The following is a 15,931-nucleotide window of genomic DNA, read 5'->3' on the forward strand; positions in this document are numbered from 1 at the left end:
GGGCACGACTTCGCTCGTCGCGCGACGGCTCAGCCGCGCGGCAGGATGCCGAACAACAGGGCGTCGATGCCCGCGGCGAACAGCGCGTCGTTGTCGACCGGCGCGCTCGCCCCGGCGGGTGCGCCACCGAACAGCGCCGTCAGATGGGGGTAGTCGCGCGCCGGGTCGCCGGTCGAGGCCGTCAGCGCGCCGGCCGGATCGCCGGTCGACAGGCCCGCGCGCTCCCGCGCGGCGAAGTTCGCGCCCCAGCCCGACAGCATCGCGACACCCATCATGACCGCGCCCGCGTCGAGTCCGGCCTGGGCCAGCGTGCCCGCCATGCGGTCCAGATAGCGCACCGAATTCGGGCCCATGCTCGACGGATTCGCCTCCACCAGCCACGGATGCCGTCGGTGCAGGGCGCGCGACTGCTCGGCCAGCGCGAGGACGTCGGCGCGCACATCGCCGGTCGGGTCCGGGTACCGATACTCCCCCGCCACCCGATCGACCATCAAGGCGATCAGGTCGTCCTTGCCGTCGACATACCGGTACAGCGAGGCGGCCGCCGTACCGAGTTCGTCGGCCACGCCGCGCATCGAGACCGCGCGCAGGCCACCCGCGTCGGCCCGCCGCACGCAGGCGTCGGCGAGCTGATCGAGGGTGTACGCCGGGCGCGGTCCCGGCCGGGGCGCCGCGCCGCGCGACCACAACGAGGTTCCGGTGTGCGTCATACCTGCCAGCATGCCGCAGATCGCCAGTTGCGAACAGCGTTAGCAGATGCGTATCCTGCAATTGCGAACACTGTTCCCAATGAAGGGAGATTGCCGTGCATGCCATCGAAGCCACTGCACTGACCAGGACCTATGGCGACAACACCGTGGTGGACGGGGTGGACCTGCGGGTGCGGGCCGGCCAGGTGCACGCCCTGCTCGGCCCGAACGGCTCGGGCAAGACCACCACCGTGCGCATGCTGGCGACGCTGCTGCGCCCCACCTCGGGCGGGGCCGCGATCGGCGGGTTCGACACGGTGCGCCAGGCCGACGACGCCAGGCGGCAACTGGGTCTGGTCGGCCAGTTCCACGCCGTCGACCCGCGGCTGACCGGGCGGCAGAATCTGGTGATGCTGGCCCGGCTCAACGGCTTTCGCGCGGCGGCTGCCCGCAGGCACGCGAAGGAGCTGCTGGACCGCTTCGACCTTGCCGTGGCGGCCGACCGGGTGGTCCGCACCTACTCCGGCGGGATGCGACGCAGGCTCGACATCGTCGCGGGCATGATCGTGCGTCCCGCCGTGCTGTTCCTGGACGAGCCGACCACCGCACTGGACCCGCACAGCCGCAACGAGATCTACCGGTATGTGCGCGATTTCGTCGCCGAGGGCACCACCGTCCTGCTGACCACCCAGTATCTCGACGAGGCACAACGCCTGGCCGACGCGATCACCATCCTGGAGGCGGGCCGGGTCGTCGCGGCGGGCACGCCGGCGGAGATCCTCACCGCCGTACCCGCCGGAGTGGATCTGATCGTCGACGATCCGGACCGCTACGACGAGGTCGCCGCGGTGCTGTCGAGATTCGGCGGCACACCCTCGTATCCGCCACCTACGCAACGACATTCGCCGCTGGAGGTCTCGTTCACCTTCCCCGGCGAGGCCCCCGGCCTGCTCCCGGTTCTGCGCGCGCTCGACGCCGCCGACATCGCCGTGCGCGATATCGGCGCCCGCGCGACGACGCTCGACGACGCGTTCCTCGCGCTCACCGGCCGCGATCGGGTCGCGACCGCCGGCTCGGCGCAGGTGCGGGCATGAGCGCCACCGAGACTCGTTCGGTCTCCGCGGTCACCGCAGCGGCGGCGCTGTTCGAACGCGTCCTGACGAACTACCGCAACTCCCCCGGCCTGTTCGCGATCACCCTGGCAGCCCCGCTGGGCATGATGGTGCTGTTCGGCTTCGTCTTCGGCGGAGCGCTGTCCGGTGGCGGTGACGCCACCGCCTACCGCGCCTACCTGGTGCCGGGCGTGCTGGTCCTGGTGGCGGCCATGGGGCTGACCTCGACGGCGTCCACCGCGAACGCCGATCTGCACAGCGGGTTCACCGATCGGCTGCGCGCGCTGCCGCTGTCCTCCGCGGCCGCGCCGGCCGGCTTCGCGCTGGCCGAAACGGTGGTCGGGGTGCTGGCGCTGACGCTGATGTCCGGTGCGGGCGCGCTGCTCGGCTGGCGGGTGGCGGCCACGCCCGGCGAGATCGCGGTGGCGATCGCGCTGCTGCTCGCGTTCCGCTGCGCGCTGTCGTGGCTGGGAATCGCGCTCGGCTCGGCGGTCCGCGACGAACAGATGCTCCAGCAGACGGCACCGCTGATCTTCGGAACGATCATGTTCTCGAACGTGTTCGTGCCGACCTCGACCATGCCGTCGGTGATCGCCACGATCGCGGAGTGGAATCCGGTGAGCGCCCTCGTGGCCGCGCTGCGGGACCTGCTCGGCGCCGACCTGCCCGTCGCCGCCGGAAGCGCCTGGCCGATGCAGCACCCGGTCGCCGCGGCGGCCCTGTGGATCGCGGTCTTGTTCGCCCTCGCGGTGCCGATCGCGATCCGCCGGTACTCGGCCGACAGCTGAGCACCGCGACCCGCGGGCCGGGGCAGGAACCCCGGCCCGCGGGTCCGGTCCGGGTCAGACTTCGGCCGCGCGCAGCGAATACAGCAGCGGCACGCGCGGCGTTCCCGCCGGAAACCGGAACCCGCGACGCTCTGCTTCGAGGACGGCGAAACGCCGGGAGACGGTGACATCGTGCTCGCGCAGCAACTCCACGCGCAGTCCGGCCGCGGCCACGGCCGAGACGACCTCGCCGAGCCCGTGCGGCCAGCCGACGGTGTCATCGGCGCTGGTCACCGCGTCCGGCGCGGCATAGTTGCCCGGGACGAGTTCCACGACCGGCTCCGGGTCGCAGTAGTCGTCGATCACGGTGCGGCCGTCGTCGGGGCTGAGCAGGTCCCCGAACGGGTGGGATTCCGCCACCACGAATTCGGCGTCGGCGACGCCGATTCGCCCGGCCAGCGCCCGTGCGGCCTCGACCGCGGGTACCGAGAAGTCGCGCAGGTGTTCCCGGCCCGCGACGAAGCCCTCGACGTCGTAGAGGTCCGAGCGGGTGTGGAGCGGGGCGCGCTCGTCCCAGTGCGCCCGGTTGAGCCGGACCCAGTCGTCGGCCGCGCCCGTTCAGCTGTCATACCGGCGATCTCGGTGCTTCGCGGAGCGCCGGTAGGTGCGGCCGCTGGGCACGGCGGTGGCGGCCGACGAGCTGCGCAGCGCGTGCCGACGTCGCCAGGCGGCCAGATCGGGCCGCTCGGCGGGTTGTTCGGTGCTGGTGTTCTCGGTGGCGCGCACGGCCAGATCCTCCCCCGGAGCAGATATCGACCGGTCGACGGTAGGTGAGGCGGCACCGTGGACGCCACCGGTTTTCCGCACGGTCACAGTGCGCCCGTACGGACCGCGACGACGAGGTGCGCCAGCGTGAGCAACAGGTCGGTGTCCGTGAGCACGGCGGGTCCGCCGTCGACCGGCCGTCCGCGCGCCATCTGCCGCAGGATCGTGCTCGCGGAGGTGCCGAGCGAGCCGTCCGGTTCCGGGAACACCGCGGTGGGCAGGTGGTCGGTCGAGGCGATCAAGGTCACCCGTTCCGCGCCACCCGCGCCCTGCCAGTCCCAGCTCAACCAGGTCCAGCGCAGGGCCGGGCGATCGTCGACGACAGTGCGCATGCGTCCGACGATGCCGTTGCCGAGATCGAAGTAGGACGCCGGACCGAACCGGGGCTCGGCCAGCCGATAGAGCGCGAATTCCGGGTATCTGCCGATGCTCTCGCCGCTCGCTGCGCTGATCACGTCGACCGCCACCCGGCGCTTGTCTCCCGCGGAGTCCCAGCCGAGATCGACCTCTTCGGCCTCGAGCAATTGCCGGGTGCCGGAGCTTTCCGGACCGAAATAGTCCGGTATCCATGGGTATTCGTGATGATCGACCACGTTCCAGCCGGGCGCGGTGACCCGCTCGCCCGCGACGACACCCGCGACCGTGGTGAACTCGGCGGTCTTGTCACCGGGTAGCGGGATCCACGCCAGAGCCACGGCGACGGCCACCACCACACCGGCGCCGCACATCCCGAGTCGCACCGGCTGCCGGTGACCGTGCCGCCCGAGCCGATGCTCGCCACGGAGGTGGCGTCCGAGATCGACACCCGGTACCGACCGCGCACGACGGCACCGCGCATCGCCTTCCAGGCCGTCGGCGGATCGTGCGACGCGCGCTCCGCCGCCACGGACGACCGCCGACGCCGATCGACCTGGCCACGCACCCGCCCCCGAGATGGCCGTGGCGAACGAGCTCGACCGTCCGAACGACGACCCGCGGGCCGCGAGCACAACCGTCACGCCCGCGACGAGCGGCACGACCTGGTAGCTGAACAGTGGAAGCCACCGATCGACCGCGACCACCGCCGCCACGCCGATCAGCACGGTGGCGGCCACCGCGACGACATCGCGGACCACGATCCCCACCGCGCACGAGGCGAGCATCACCAGCACCCCGCCCGCGGCGATTCGATCTCCACCGAGCAGCGCCGACCCGGTCCCGTACACCGGTGGCAGCAACGCCAGCGACATCGCCCACACCGGCCAGAACCGGACGACGAGCCGCACCCCGAGCACCACCACGATCGCGCTGATCCCGAACACCCAGGCTGCCAGCAGATCCAGTCGCAGCGGAACGTACTGCTCGCCCAGCCGCACCGTGAACAGACCCAGCAGGCCCGCGGCGGTGATCAGACCCGCCGACCCGAGCACCAGGTCGGCGACCCGATCCCGGGGCGCCTGCGGCGCGGGCCGCAGCGCGAGACCGAGCGCGGCCAGGCCGATCACACCGAGCAGCGCCGCGCTGAACCCCGCGTAACCGCTGTCGACGGGCACACCGAGCTCGCGCCAGCTCCGCCGGAAGGCGAGCGCGGTCGCGAAGACGACCACCGCCCACCCCATCAGCCGACCGACGACGACGGACGCCGAGCCCACCCCCGCGCGCCGCCTACCCGCCGTCCCGATCGCCGGACCGGCGGTCGTGCTGGCTGGCGCGGACATGGCGGCTCCGGTCTGTCGAGGCTGCGGAATCCCGATCGGCTCAGTAGCGCTCGGGTTCCCAGGTGGACACCGCCCAGACGACGGCCAGATCGAGCAGGATCACCACCACCGACCACCACGGGTAGTACGGCAGCGACGCGAAATTCGCGATGATCGACACCCCGGCCAGCACGGCCGCCACCACCAGCGCCCACCGCGCGCCCAGGATCATGCCGAGGGCGATCGCGACCCCGCACACCCCGACCAGCAGATGCAGCCACCCCCAGGTGCTGAGGTCCAGTTCGAACGTGTACGGCCTTGTGGTGTCGAAAATCTCGCCGCCGGCCAGACACGCGATGCCGCGCAGGATCTCCAGGATGCTCGCGACGAGCAGCAGCGCGACGGCCAGCATGGTGATCCCGGCGGCGACGCCCTGTGTCACCGGACGCGGCGGAGCCGCCACCATCGTCGTCGTCACGGCCGCTTCGCTTCCGGCTCCTGTTCCTGCTCCGACTCGGCTTCTTCCGGGACCGGTTTCGGCAACGGCGCGCCGATCAGGACATCGGCCCACCGGGTCGACGGATCGATATCGAGCAGCAGCGCCTTGACCAGCAGCGTCAGTGGAATGGCGAGCAGCGCACCGAGCGCGCCGATCACCCACGCCCAGAACACCAGCGACAGGAAGGTGATGGTCACGCCCAAACCGACGGCGTCGCCGACGAACTTGGGCTGGATGATCGACTGGATGACGAAGTTGATCACCGAGTAGACCACGATCACCCAGATCATCAGCACCGGCCCGCTGTCGAGCAGCGCCAGCAGCGCGGGCGGGATGACACCGATGACGAAGCCGATGTTCGGGATGTAGTTGGTGATGAACGACAGCAGCGCCCACAGGATCGGCAGCGGCACGCCCATCAACCACAGTGCGCCACCGTCGATCACCGCCACGATCGCGCCGAACACGGTGGATACGACGAGATACTTGCGGGTGCCCTCGGCGAAGGACAGCAGGGCGCTCGCGATCGCGGGCCGCTGCTCGCGCACCACGAGCATCCGCTTGTCCATGGTCATCCCGTCGACGGCCATGAACAGCAGCAGGGCCAGGACGAAGAACAGATTCGAGAACACGCCGAGCACACCGCCGAGCAGCGACTCGACCAGCTCGGCGACCTTGCCGACATCGACGCCGTCGAGCACCTTGTGGATCTGGTCGGAGCTGATGCCCAGGTCCGTGAGCAGCCCGCGGACGTTGTCGAGCAGCGAGTTCAGCTTGTCGCCGTATTCCGGGAGCAGCGAGGCCAGCTGCCAGGCCGAGACCGCCAGCGCCAGACCGATCCCGAGCAGAATTCCCACCACCGCGACCAGGGCGAGAACCATCCCCACCCAGGTGGACCAGCCACGGCGCTGCGCCCACCCCTGCAACGGCTGCACCGCGATGGTGAGCATGAGTGCCAGGAAGACCGGGCCGACGATGCCGGAGAAGACTTTCAGGCCCCCGACCACGACCACGCCCGCGGCCAGCGACAACAGCACGATCAGCCCGCGGGGGATCATCCAGGACGGCGGCGCCGAGGCGCTCGTACTCGGCTCGGACATCGACACTCCCTCGGTCTGGTGAACACAGCCGGAGAAGACTTCGCGCGGTGTCGCCCAGTCCTCCAGGGACCGACGCTAGGGAGGTCGCGGGCCGCGCACATCGCCCGTTCTGGGTGAAGTTCGGTCAGGCCGTCTTCATCTGCGGGGTGGGCGGCGGCGCGGATGTCCGCTTGCCGAGTCGGCCGACCGCCCAGAAGGCCAGCTCGACCACCCAGAACAGCCACAGCGCCAGCGTCACCACGAGTACCGGCACCGTCAGGAACACCACCGACGGCAGCGCGACCACGAGCCAGCGCGCGAAGTCACCGGGTGTCGCGCCGCGCAGGCGGCTGCCCAGACGCACTGCGGCCCACATCATCCAGCGCCGCGGCGTCGAGACCGCGAACTCGTGCAGGCAGCGCCGGAAGATGCCGTCGGCGTCGGCGCGGCTGACCGTCTCGGTGCGGCACAGATAGTCGTGCAGGATCGCGGCCCGGGTGTAGGCGCCGTAGCGCGGGATCAGCCAGACCAGCGACCGTGGCACGGAGGCGAAGTCGGTGCGGAATCCGGCCGGGACCGTGAAGGTCTGCGTCGCACCCTGATATGTGAGCGGTTCGATGAGCCGCCAGAATTTCGCGTCCAGCTCTTCGACGACCGGGCCGCCTCCGATGAAACCCACGACCACTCCTCCCGAGCCGTCCACCTGCCGATATCGGCGATGGTAGCGCCGCGCGGGGTCGGGGGAAGCGCTCAGACGCGCGGTTGCGGACTCGAATCGAAATCGCCGCTGGGGCGATATTCCTCGGCCTGGCCTGCCACCGGATAGTCGTCGAATTCGGCCGGTCGCAGGTCACCGAGCAGGCCCGCCGAGCCCGAACCGAGATCGGTGCGCGGGTGCAGCGCGGCGAGGAACAGCAGCACGAGCGCGGCCAGGAAGGGCTGCACCAGCAGCGCGAGGTCGGTGCCGACTTCCGCGGGCAACGCGACGATCTGCCCGACCGCGGGATCGTGCGGACGCGGATGCCTGCCTTCGGCGACCGCCTCGCCGAGCCACATCATCACCGCCGCACCGAGTCCCGAGGCGAGCAGAATCCCGACGACCAGCGCGGGACCGCGCACGCTGCGCACCCGCCACGCGGCGATCGTGGTCAGCATCGCGACCACCGCGCCCAGGCACAGGAACATCCCGACCGCGTCGAACAGGTGCAGGCTCTCGCCGGTGAGGACGGCGGCGCGGCCGGGCTGGGTCACCCGCAGCCGTTCGGTCGGCGCGAGCAGACCCCACGCCACCCCGGCCGCCGCGCTCGCCACGAGCACGACGACCGCGACGACACCGACGCCGATCACCTCACGGCGCAGGACCTCCGGACGCGGCGCGGCGCCGACCTCGGCGACCACTACCGGCGTTCCAGCTGCGCCGATTCGATGACCCCGTGCCGGGAGCACTTGGCCCACCAGCCGTCCGGGCTCACCTGCACGATCATCCGCCGACCGCACTGCTCGCAGAACCGCGGCGGCTCGAGCCCGAGCGCGGCGGCCGCGGGCATCGCGTCGTCGAGCCCCGGCACGATCCGCTTGCCGGTGAACGGGTTGTAGCGCTCGTCCATGTCTGTCACCCTACTGCGCCTGCGTCTCAGAGGGTTTCGTTGAGCGCCTTGATCGGCATCTTGAGCTCACCCAGCAGATCGAGATCCGACTCGGCGGGACGGCCGAGGGTGGTGAGGTAGTTGCCGACGATGACGGCGTTGATGCCGCCGAGCATGCCCTGCTTGGCGCCCAGGTCACCGAGGGTGATCTCGCGGCCACCGGCGAAACGCAGGATCGTGCGCGGCAGCGCCAGGCGGAACGCGGCGATGGCGCGCAGCGCGTCGGCCGCGGGCAGCACCTCCAGGTCACCGAAGGGGGTGCCGGGGCGCGGGTTGAGGAAGTTCAGCGGCACCTCGTCGGGCTCGAGCGAGGCCAGCTGCGCGGCGAACTCGGCGCGCTGCTCGATGGTCTCGCCCATGCCGAGGATGCCACCGCAGCAGACCTCCATGCCTGCCTCGCGCACCATGCGCAGGGTGTCCCAGCGCTCCTCGTAGGTGTGCGTGGTGACCACCTTCGGGAAGTGCGACTTGGCGGTCTCGAGGTTGTGGTTGTAGCGGTGCACGCCCATCGCGGCGAGCTGGTCGACCTGCTCCTGGTTCAGCATGCCCAGCGAGCAGGCGACCTGGATGTCGACCTCGTTGCGGATGGCTTCGACGCCCGCGGCGACCTGGGCCATCAGGCGCTCGTCCGGGCCGCGGACGGCGGCGACGATGCAGAACTCGGTAGCGCCGGTCTTGGCGGTCTGCTTGGCCGCCTCGACCAGGCTGGGGATGTCGAGCCAGGCCGCGCGCACCGGCGACTGGAACAGGCCCGACTGCGAGCAGAAATGGCAGTCCTCCGGGCAGCCGCCGGTCTTGAGGCTGATGATGCCCTCGACCTCGACCTCGGGCCCGCACCACTTCATCCGCACCTCGTGGGCGAGCTCGAGCAGCGCTTCCAGGCGGTCGTCGCCCAGGCGCAGCACCTCGACGGTCTGCGCCTCGGTGAGGCCTTCGCCGCGCTCGAGCACCTGCTCACGGGCGATGGCCAGAATGTCGGTCTGGACGGGTGCCTGTGTCACGACGTGATGTCCCTTCGACGGGGTGCGTGCACGAGCGCGGGTGTGATCCACCCGGCGTGGCCGTGCAACTTGAACGGTGTTCAGGCTAGGGTAGCGGGTGCGAGTGAGACACGACACTCGGGTCGGTGAATCTCTGGGGAAGGACACGCGTGCAACTGCGGAAGACGGATGTGGTCGATGCCGCCGTCGCGATTCTGGACCAGTACGGTCTCGGCGACCTGACGATGCGCCGGCTGGCCGGATCGCTGCAGGTCCAGCCGGGCGCGCTGTACTGGCACGTGAAGGACAAGCAGTCGCTGCTCGGCGCGGTCGCCGACCGGATCCTGGCGCCGATGGACGAGCCGATCACCGCCGTCGAATGGCCCGAGCAACTCACCGAACTCGCCCACCGTCTGCGCGACTGTCTGCTCGCCTACCGCGACGGCGCCGAACTGGTCTCGGCCACCTACGCCTCGCGCCTGACCACCAGCAAGGCCCGCGAACGTCTGGCCGGCATCGTCATCCGGGGCGGAATGACCAGGGAGGAAGCCGAACTCACGGCCTACACCCTGCTCTACTACGTGCTCGGCCAGACCGTGGACGAGCAGTCGCGGATGCAGATGGATTCCGTCGGCGCGCTCGCCGACGACGCCTCACCGCTGCACGACACCCCCGACCCGACCGCGCGCTTCGACTTCGGCCTGCAGTTGTTCATCGCGGGCGTGCGCACCATCCTGGGCACGCGCGTCCGCTAGGGACCGTCTCGGCGCGGTTCGTACCGTTGCGCGTACCGGGTCGGCGGTTCGCCGAAGATCCGGCGGAAGTCCCTACTGAGGTGCGCCTGGTCGGCGTAGCCCAGGTCCGCGGCGGTCGCGGCCCAGTCGATCACGACCCCGCCGGCGAGGCGCTCGGTGATCTCGTGCAAGCGATAGCGGCGCACCACCCATTTCGGGCCGAGTCCGACGTACTCGGCGAACATCCGCTGGAGCCCGCGCACGCTCAGCCCGAACCGGTCCGCGATCGCCTCCACCCTGGTCACCTCGATGTCCCCGGCGATCGCATCGACCACCCGCGCGGCGAGCTCGGCCTGCGGATCGGGGGCGGGCAGGCGCTCGACGAGAAAGCGTTCCACCGAGTCGACATCGGCCGCGACCGGCAACTCACGGCCGAAAACCGTTGCGGCATCGACTGTCCGATCTCGTAGCTCGGCCACCGGGCCGCCGAGGAACGGGCGGAACATGCCGGGCCGGAACGCGACACCGAATACCGAACCGGCCCCCGACAACTCGCGGTACACGTGCGACGACGACGGCCCGTGCACCTCGGCCCGCCCGTCCCGCAAGCTCAGGTGGACGTTCGGCAGCGGCACCACCAACTGCCGATACGGCCGCTCGTACTCCCAGGTCACCGACCAATACCGGGCGACATAGCGCGCGGGCTCCCCCGACGGGTCGGCGACCGTGTGCTGTTGCGCCGCACGCCAGGCGCCCCCGAGTTCCCGCGGATCGCGCTCCACGCGGCGAGTGTATGTCGCGTTTGTTCAAGACAGCGCGCTGTCGACGGTGGTTACCTCGGTGCATGTCCGAAACCGAACGCGTCGCCCGCGCCGCCGAACCACTGTCGAAGCTCCTGCGCACCCTCACGCCGGACCAGCTCACCGCCCCCACGCCCTGCGCCGAATTCGATGTCCGCGCCCTGCTGAACCATCTGCTGTTCTGGGGTCCGTCCCTGGTCGGCGCGGCGAGCAAGGCGGCGGTCGCTCCGCCCGCGGCCGCCGAAACCGAGGTCGACCTGACCGCCGGCGACTGGTCCACCGCCCTCGAGACCCAGCTCGGCGAGCTGGCCGCCGCCTGGCGCGACCCTGCGGCGTGGCAGGGCACCACCCGCCTGGGCGGGCCGACGGAACTGCCCGCGTCGCTGGTCGGCGGCATGGTCGTCGGCGAACTGATCGTCCACGGCTGGGATCTCGCCCGCGCCCTCGGTACGACCGTCGAGTGGGACGACGACCTGCTCGACTACGTCCTCGACGAGACCGCCGCGACCGCCGACCAGGGGCGCGCGATGGGCATCTACGGCCCCGAGATCCCCGTCGCCGCCGACGCTCCCCTCCTCGACCGCATCCTCGGCCTCACCGGCCGCGATCCCGCCGGGAAGTAGACCGCTACACCCTGGCACCTCCGCCCGGCAGGTGCCTCGCCGCACCTGCCGGGCAGTAGGCCGCTCCCCACGGACCCCGCATCCACAGTGGACCGAAAACAACAGGGAGCCGTCGCACTCCTCCGCGATCACCCTCACCACGGCCCGAACCACCCTGAGCCGCAGTATCACTCGTCGCTGACCAGCCGTGGCCGCACGCGCCCAGGGAACCAGCGGTAGATCGCGACGGTGCCCAACCCGACGCCGATCGCGAGCAGCGCACCGGCCGACGCCAGGCCCGCGGCCGCGCCGACCAGGCCGACCGCAACCGGACCCACGAACATCCCCACATCGTGGGTCAACCGCCACGCGCCGAGGAATTCCGCGCGGCGGTCCTCCGGCGCGGCGAAGGCGCCGACGGTCATGATCAGGCCGTTGCTCAGGCCGTTGGCCAGGCCGAGCAGCATGGTCGCGGCGCCCATGGTGAGCGCCGAGTGGGTGAACGGCAGTGCCGCGTAGCCCGCCGCGAAACAGACGCCGCAGGCGATGCCGGTGACCCGGCTGCCCGCCCGATCCAGCCAGACCCCGGCCGGATAGGACATGAGCACGTCGACCGCACCCGCCAGCCCGAACAGCAGACTGGTGGTCGCGGCATCGATACCGAGATGCGCGGCCCACAGCGGCAGCAATGCCGTGCGGGAGGCCCGAGCCGCGCCGACCGCCACCGAGGCGAGCCCGAGAGTGCTCAGCGCCCTGCGGTTTTCGGAGAGCACCGTGTGCAGCGGCCGCAGCGCGGCCACGTCGTCGAGATCGGCGGAGCGGATGGTCACCATCGCCGCACTGGCCAGCAGCGTGGTCATCAGCTGCAGCCACAGCGCGCCCACCGGACCGAACCCGTGCACCAGCGCCGCGCCGAGGAACGGCCCGCAGAAGAACCCGAGCCGATGCGCGCCCGCCAGCGTCGACATGGCCCGCCCGCGCTGATCGGGCGACACCACCGTGACCAGATAGGTCTGCCGCGCCAGCCCCCAGACCGCACCCGCCGCCCCGTTGAGCAGCAGACCCACCGCCAGCACCCCGAGATTCGGCGCGAGGATCGCCGCCAGCACCCCGACCGTGCCGAGCACACTGCCCACGCCGATCGCCGCCCGCTCCCCGATCCGCGCGACGATCCGCCCCGCGGGCAGATCCGTCAGTACCATCCCGAGCCCGCTCAGCGCGACGATCAGTCCCGCCGCACCCGCCGACGCCCCGAGATCCAGCGCCCGCAGCGCGTACATCGGCGCGGCGGCCCCGGCTCCGACGCCGTACAGCGCCATCGGCGCGAACACCGGCCACACCAGCGACCGTAGCCGCACCGAGTCGACGCCGCCGACGACCCCGGCGCTCACCGGAACCCGGCCGGCCGAGGCCGTCGATCACGACGCGAGACCACCTGCGCCCGTCCGGCATCGCGGCTGCCGAACCGATCCAGCGGGCGACAGCGCGCACCCACCCGAACCCCGGTCGCGCCCGACGGATCGGACGGGATGGGCACCACGTTCGCACCACCGCCGGATCGGCGGTCGCCGGCGTTGGCCCGTGCAGGCTGCGATAAACCTGCGGTACAACAGCTTTCGTCGGCCAGCTGGTTCATCCGATGCTGAGGGGTTCCACCGCGACCCGGCCGCGCGGACGGGCGAGCCCGAAGTGATCGCGCAGCGTGGTGCCCGTGTATTCGGTGCGGAACAGCCCGCGCTCCCGCAGGATCGGCACCACCGTCTCGGTGAACACCTCCAGCCCACCCGGGTAGTAGGGCGGCATCACGTTGAAACCGTCGGCCGCGCCCTGGGTGAACCACTCCTCGATCGTGTCCGCGACCTGCTCCGGCGTCCCCGCGAACACCCGGTGTCCCCGGGCGCCCGCCAGCCGGTGCAGCAGCCCGCGCAGGGTCGGCCGTTCCCGCTCGACGATGCCCGCCACCACCTGCAACCGGCTGCGCGCGTTGTCGGTGACATCACCGGCCCCGGCGAAGGTCTCGACCGGCACCGGCTCGTCGAGCGCGAGGGAGCGCAGCGAGGTCCCGGTGATGGACTCCAGCTGCTTGATCCCGTATTCGGGCACGGTCAGCTCGTTGAACTCCCGCTCCAACCGCAGCGCGGCGGCCTCGGTGTCGGCGATGAACGGGCTGATCCCCGGCAGGATCTTCACCTCGCTCGCGTCGCGCCCGAACTCCGCGGCCTTGGCCTTGATGTCGGCGTAGAAGGCCTGCGCGTCCGACAGCCGTTGATGCGCGGTGAAGATGGCCTCGGCGTACTTGCCCGCGAAGGCCCTGCCCTCGTTCGACGCGCCCGCCTGCACCAGCACCGGATGCCCCTGCGGCGTGCGCGCGGCGTTGAACGGCCCACGCACACGAAGATGTTCACCGACGAAGTCGATCGGATGGATCTTGTCCGGGTCGGCGTAGAGGCCGGCCGCACGGTCGAGCAGGATCGCGTCGTCCTCCCAGCTGTCCCACAGCGCGACCACCGCGTCGACGAATTCCCTGGCGCGGGCATAGCGTTCGGCGTGATCGGGATGCCGATCGAGGCCGAAGTTCGCCGCGGCCAGATCGGTGCCGGTGGTGACGATGTTCCAGCCCGCCCGGCCACCGGAGATGTGGTCGAGCGAGGAGAACAGCCGCGCCAGATTGTAAGGCTCGTAGTAGGTGGTCGATGCCGTCGCGATCAGGCCCAGATGTGTTGTCGCCGCGGCGATCGCGGTGAGCAGGGTGATCGGCTCCATGCCCGGCGCGGCATTGTGGCGCACGTCGGTGCGCAGCGCGGGCCCGTCGGCGAAGAACACCGCGTCCAGCTTCGCCGCCTCGGCGGTACGCCCGATCTCCTGGTAGTAGGTGACGTCGTAGATCCGGTCGGGCCTGCTGTCGGGATGCCGCCAGGCCGCCTCGTGGTGGCCCGACGGATAGATGAACGCGTTGAGACTCAGTTGCCGTGGTGCACTCATGACGCTTGCTTCACTTCCTCGAATTCGGCGGTGTCGACGCCGAGCCCGGCCAGCAGGACCTCACGCAGCCGGATGAACTCCGGGTGCGCGTGCCTGCGCGGGCGCGGCGTATCGATGCGCTGGTCGATCGCGATCCGGCCCTCGTCCAGGACCAGCACACGGTCGGCGAGCAGCACGGCCTCGTCCACGTCGTGGGTCACCAGCAGCACGGCGGGCCGGTGCCGCTCGCACAGTGCCTGCAGCAGCGCGTGCATCCGGATCCGGGTGAGCGCGTCCAATGCGCCGAACGGTTCGTCGGCCAGCAGCAGTTCGGGCTCGCGCACCAGCGACCTGGCCAGCGCCACCCGCTGCTGCTCGCCACCGGAAAGCTCCCGTGGCCACGCCTTCTCGCGCCCGGCCAGGCCGACCTCGGCCAGCGCGGCGCGGCCACGCGCGGCGGCGTCGCGCCCGGTGAGCCCGAGCACCACGTTGTCGAGCACCCGCGCCCACGGCAGCAGCCGCGAGTCCTGGAACACCACGGCGCGCTGGGTCGGCACCGTGAGCTCACCGGAGCCGGGGACGTCGGCATCGAGTTCGGCCAGCGCCCGCAGCAGCGTGCTCTTGCCCGAGCCGCTGCGGCCGAGCAGCGCCACGAACTCACCGCGCCGGATCTCGACGTCGATGCCGTCCAGCACGATCCGCTCGCCGAAGCCACGGGTGAGCGCGCGGGTGCGCACCACGCTCCGGCCCTCGTCGATCAGTCGCCCAGTGTCTGTCGCCATGCCAGCGCCTTCCGTTCCGCCGCCCGCACGGCGAGGTCGCCGAAGAGCCCGAGGAGTCCGTAGATCACCAGACCGACGACGATGACGTCGATCTGTCCGTAGGTGCGTGCCTGCGTCATCAGATAGCCGATGCCGCTGGTCGCGTTGACCTGTTCGACCACGACCAGCGCCAGCCAGGAGATGGTCACCGCCAGCCGCAGTCCGAGGAAGAAGCCCGGCAGCGACCCCGGTAGCGCGATCCGCCGCAGGAAACCCCACCGCGACAGCCCGACGGTCTCGGCGAGCTCCACGTACCGGGCGTCCACGCTGCGCAGATACGCGTGGGTGTTGATGTAGACCGGGATCAGCACGCTGGTCGTGATGACGATCAGCTTCATCTCCTCGCCGATGCCGAACCACACGATGAACAGCGGGATCAGCGCCAGCGTCGGGATCGCGCGTTTGATCTGGACCGGCCCGTCGACGATCGCCTCGCCGATCCGGCTCAGACCCGCCACCAGCGCCAGGACGACGCCGATCACCACACCGAGCCCGAGCCCGATCGCGGCGCGTCGCAGCGAGGTCAGCAGGTTCGATTGCAGGCGCCCGTCGGCGATCAGGTCACCGGCGGTCTGCGCGACCGTCCACGGCGCGGGCAGCGTGTCCGGGTCCAGCGCGCCGCTGGCCGACCCGAGCACCCACGCGCCGACGAGCAGCGCGGGACCGAGCGCGACACCGAACGGGATGGGCTTGCCCGGCCCGAGTGTGCGCCTGCCCCGCCCGCGTGGCGCGAGCGCCGC

Annotated in this window: 19 protein-coding genes; 4 read left to right on the plus strand and 15 right to left on the minus strand. The window is 71.1% G+C overall.

The genetic code is table 11. The features are described 5' to 3' along the window. Positions 1-29 precede the first annotated feature (29 nt). Positions 30-710: a TetR/AcrR family transcriptional regulator gene (locus V8688_RS20915; RefSeq protein ID WP_316574050.1), complete on the minus strand. Its 681-nt coding sequence runs from the start codon at positions 708-710 to the stop codon at positions 30-32. Between the two features lie 95 nt (positions 711-805). On the opposite strand from V8688_RS20915, the gene V8688_RS20920 reads away from it, so the two are divergent. After that, complete coding sequence (locus V8688_RS20920; RefSeq protein WP_342801515.1) at positions 806-1,783, plus strand: ATP-binding cassette domain-containing protein; 978 nt, start codon at positions 806-808, stop codon at positions 1,781-1,783. Beyond that, complete coding sequence (locus V8688_RS20925) at positions 1,780-2,589, plus strand: ABC transporter permease (protein WP_342801516.1); 810 nt, start codon at positions 1,780-1,782, stop codon at positions 2,587-2,589. Before V8688_RS20920 ends, V8688_RS20925 begins: the two co-directional genes overlap by 4 nt. Before the next feature lie 54 nt (positions 2,590-2,643). Here the strand turns inward: V8688_RS20925 and V8688_RS20930 are convergent, their stop codons facing one another. The 9 genes from V8688_RS20930 to bioB all read right to left on the minus strand — a co-directional run bounded on the left by V8688_RS20930 (position 2,644) and on the right by bioB (position 9,294). Continuing rightward, on the minus strand, positions 2,644-2,991 hold the full coding sequence (locus tag V8688_RS20930; protein ID WP_342801517.1) for a hypothetical protein: 348 nt from the start codon (positions 2,989-2,991) through the stop codon (positions 2,644-2,646). A gap of 195 nt (positions 2,992-3,186) precedes the next feature. After that, entirely contained in the window at positions 3,187-3,441 is a 255-nt protein-coding gene (locus tag V8688_RS20935) for a hypothetical protein (protein ID WP_218717317.1), read from the minus strand. Beyond that, positions 3,438-5,090: a hypothetical protein gene (locus V8688_RS20940; RefSeq protein WP_342801518.1), complete on the minus strand. Its 1,653-nt coding sequence runs from the start codon at positions 5,088-5,090 to the stop codon at positions 3,438-3,440. The genes V8688_RS20935 and V8688_RS20940 overlap by 4 nt, the downstream gene beginning before the upstream one ends. A 40-nt stretch (positions 5,091-5,130) precedes the next feature. After that, positions 5,131-5,547, minus strand: coding sequence for a hypothetical protein (locus V8688_RS20945; RefSeq protein ID WP_342801519.1), 417 nt, complete (start codon positions 5,545-5,547; stop codon positions 5,131-5,133). Next, positions 5,544-6,668, minus strand: coding sequence for an AI-2E family transporter (locus tag V8688_RS20950; RefSeq protein ID WP_342801520.1), 1,125 nt, complete (start codon positions 6,666-6,668; stop codon positions 5,544-5,546). The genes V8688_RS20945 and V8688_RS20950 overlap by 4 nt, the downstream gene beginning before the upstream one ends. A gap of 124 nt (positions 6,669-6,792) precedes the next feature. After that, on the minus strand, positions 6,793-7,326 hold the full coding sequence (locus V8688_RS20955) for a DUF1353 domain-containing protein (protein WP_342801521.1): 534 nt from the start codon (positions 7,324-7,326) through the stop codon (positions 6,793-6,795). 71 nt (positions 7,327-7,397) lie between these two features. Beyond that, entirely contained in the window at positions 7,398-8,045 is a 648-nt protein-coding gene (locus V8688_RS20960; protein WP_316574043.1) for a DUF2567 domain-containing protein, read from the minus strand. Next, a complete protein-coding gene (locus V8688_RS20965; protein ID WP_189033945.1) occupies positions 8,045-8,254 on the minus strand; it encodes a hypothetical protein in 210 nt (69 codons plus the stop codon). The genes V8688_RS20960 and V8688_RS20965 overlap by 1 nt, the downstream gene beginning before the upstream one ends. Positions 8,255-8,280: 26 nt before the next feature. Further along, positions 8,281-9,294 carry a biotin synthase BioB gene (gene bioB, locus V8688_RS20970; RefSeq protein ID WP_019046302.1) on the minus strand — a complete coding sequence of 338 codons (1,014 nt, stop codon included), beginning with the start codon at positions 9,292-9,294 and terminating at the stop codon, positions 8,281-8,283. 149 nt (positions 9,295-9,443) lie between these two features. Between bioB and V8688_RS20975 the strand changes: the two genes are divergently transcribed. Further along, positions 9,444-10,028: a TetR/AcrR family transcriptional regulator C-terminal domain-containing protein gene (locus tag V8688_RS20975; protein WP_218717303.1), complete on the plus strand. Its 585-nt coding sequence runs from the start codon at positions 9,444-9,446 to the stop codon at positions 10,026-10,028. On the opposite strand, the gene V8688_RS20980 is transcribed toward V8688_RS20975, so the two are convergent. Continuing rightward, on the minus strand, positions 10,025-10,789 hold the full coding sequence (locus tag V8688_RS20980) for an AraC family transcriptional regulator (protein ID WP_342801522.1): 765 nt from the start codon (positions 10,787-10,789) through the stop codon (positions 10,025-10,027). The two genes, V8688_RS20975 and V8688_RS20980, sit on opposite strands and share 4 nt — an antisense overlap. A gap of 62 nt (positions 10,790-10,851) precedes the next feature. Between V8688_RS20980 and V8688_RS20985 the strand changes: the two genes are divergently transcribed. After that, the gene (locus V8688_RS20985; RefSeq protein ID WP_342801523.1) at positions 10,852-11,430 is read left to right on the plus strand and encodes a TIGR03086 family metal-binding protein; all 579 of its coding nucleotides are present in this window, start codon (positions 10,852-10,854) and stop codon (positions 11,428-11,430) included. A 167-nt stretch (positions 11,431-11,597) separates the two neighbouring features. Here V8688_RS20985 and V8688_RS20990 read toward each other — a convergent pair whose 3' ends face one another. The 4 genes from V8688_RS20990 to V8688_RS21005 form a co-directional block, all read right to left on the minus strand. Further along, the gene (locus V8688_RS20990; protein WP_342801524.1) at positions 11,598-12,800 is read right to left on the minus strand and encodes an MFS transporter; all 1,203 of its coding nucleotides are present in this window, start codon (positions 12,798-12,800) and stop codon (positions 11,598-11,600) included. A gap of 241 nt (positions 12,801-13,041) precedes the next feature. After that, positions 13,042-14,391 (minus strand): LLM class flavin-dependent oxidoreductase, encoded by a 1,350-nt coding sequence (locus tag V8688_RS20995; RefSeq protein WP_342801525.1) that lies wholly within the window; start codon positions 14,389-14,391, stop codon positions 13,042-13,044. After that, positions 14,388-15,152, minus strand: a complete 765-nt coding sequence (locus V8688_RS21000; RefSeq protein ID WP_218717308.1) for an ABC transporter ATP-binding protein — start codon at positions 15,150-15,152, stop codon at positions 14,388-14,390. The genes V8688_RS20995 and V8688_RS21000 overlap by 4 nt, the downstream gene beginning before the upstream one ends. Further along, a partial coding sequence (locus V8688_RS21005; protein ID WP_342801526.1) for an ABC transporter permease occupies positions 15,128-15,931 on the minus strand: 804 nt, incomplete at its 5' end. The genes V8688_RS21000 and V8688_RS21005, both read right to left, overlap by 25 nt.

Source organism: Nocardia sp. No.11 (genome assembly GCF_038752175.1).
Classification (GTDB): Bacteria; Actinomycetota; Actinomycetes; order Mycobacteriales; family Mycobacteriaceae; genus Nocardia; species Nocardia canadensis.

Bases quoted from the DNA above. Each gene is read 5' to 3' on its own strand.
- V8688_RS20915 (WP_316574050.1), bottom strand. From the start codon at position 710: ATGACGCACACCGGAACCTCGTTGTGGTCGCGCGGCGCGGCGCCCCGG.
- V8688_RS20925 (WP_342801516.1), top strand. From the start codon at position 1,780: ATGAGCGCCACCGAGACTCGTTCGGTCTCCGCGGTCACCGCAGCGGCG.
- V8688_RS20940 (WP_342801518.1), bottom strand. From the start codon at position 5,090: ATGTCCGCGCCAGCCAGCACGACCGCCGGTCCGGCGATCGGGACGGCG.
- V8688_RS20950 (WP_342801520.1), bottom strand. From the start codon at position 6,668: ATGTCCGAGCCGAGTACGAGCGCCTCGGCGCCGCCGTCCTGGATGATC.
- V8688_RS20965 (WP_189033945.1), bottom strand. From the start codon at position 8,254: ATGGACGAGCGCTACAACCCGTTCACCGGCAAGCGGATCGTGCCGGGG.
- V8688_RS20985 (WP_342801523.1), top strand. From the start codon at position 10,852: ATGTCCGAAACCGAACGCGTCGCCCGCGCCGCCGAACCACTGTCGAAG.
- V8688_RS20995 (WP_342801525.1), bottom strand. From the start codon at position 14,391: ATGAGTGCACCACGGCAACTGAGTCTCAACGCGTTCATCTATCCGTCG.
- V8688_RS21000 (WP_218717308.1), bottom strand. From the start codon at position 15,152: ATGGCGACAGACACTGGGCGACTGATCGACGAGGGCCGGAGCGTGGTG.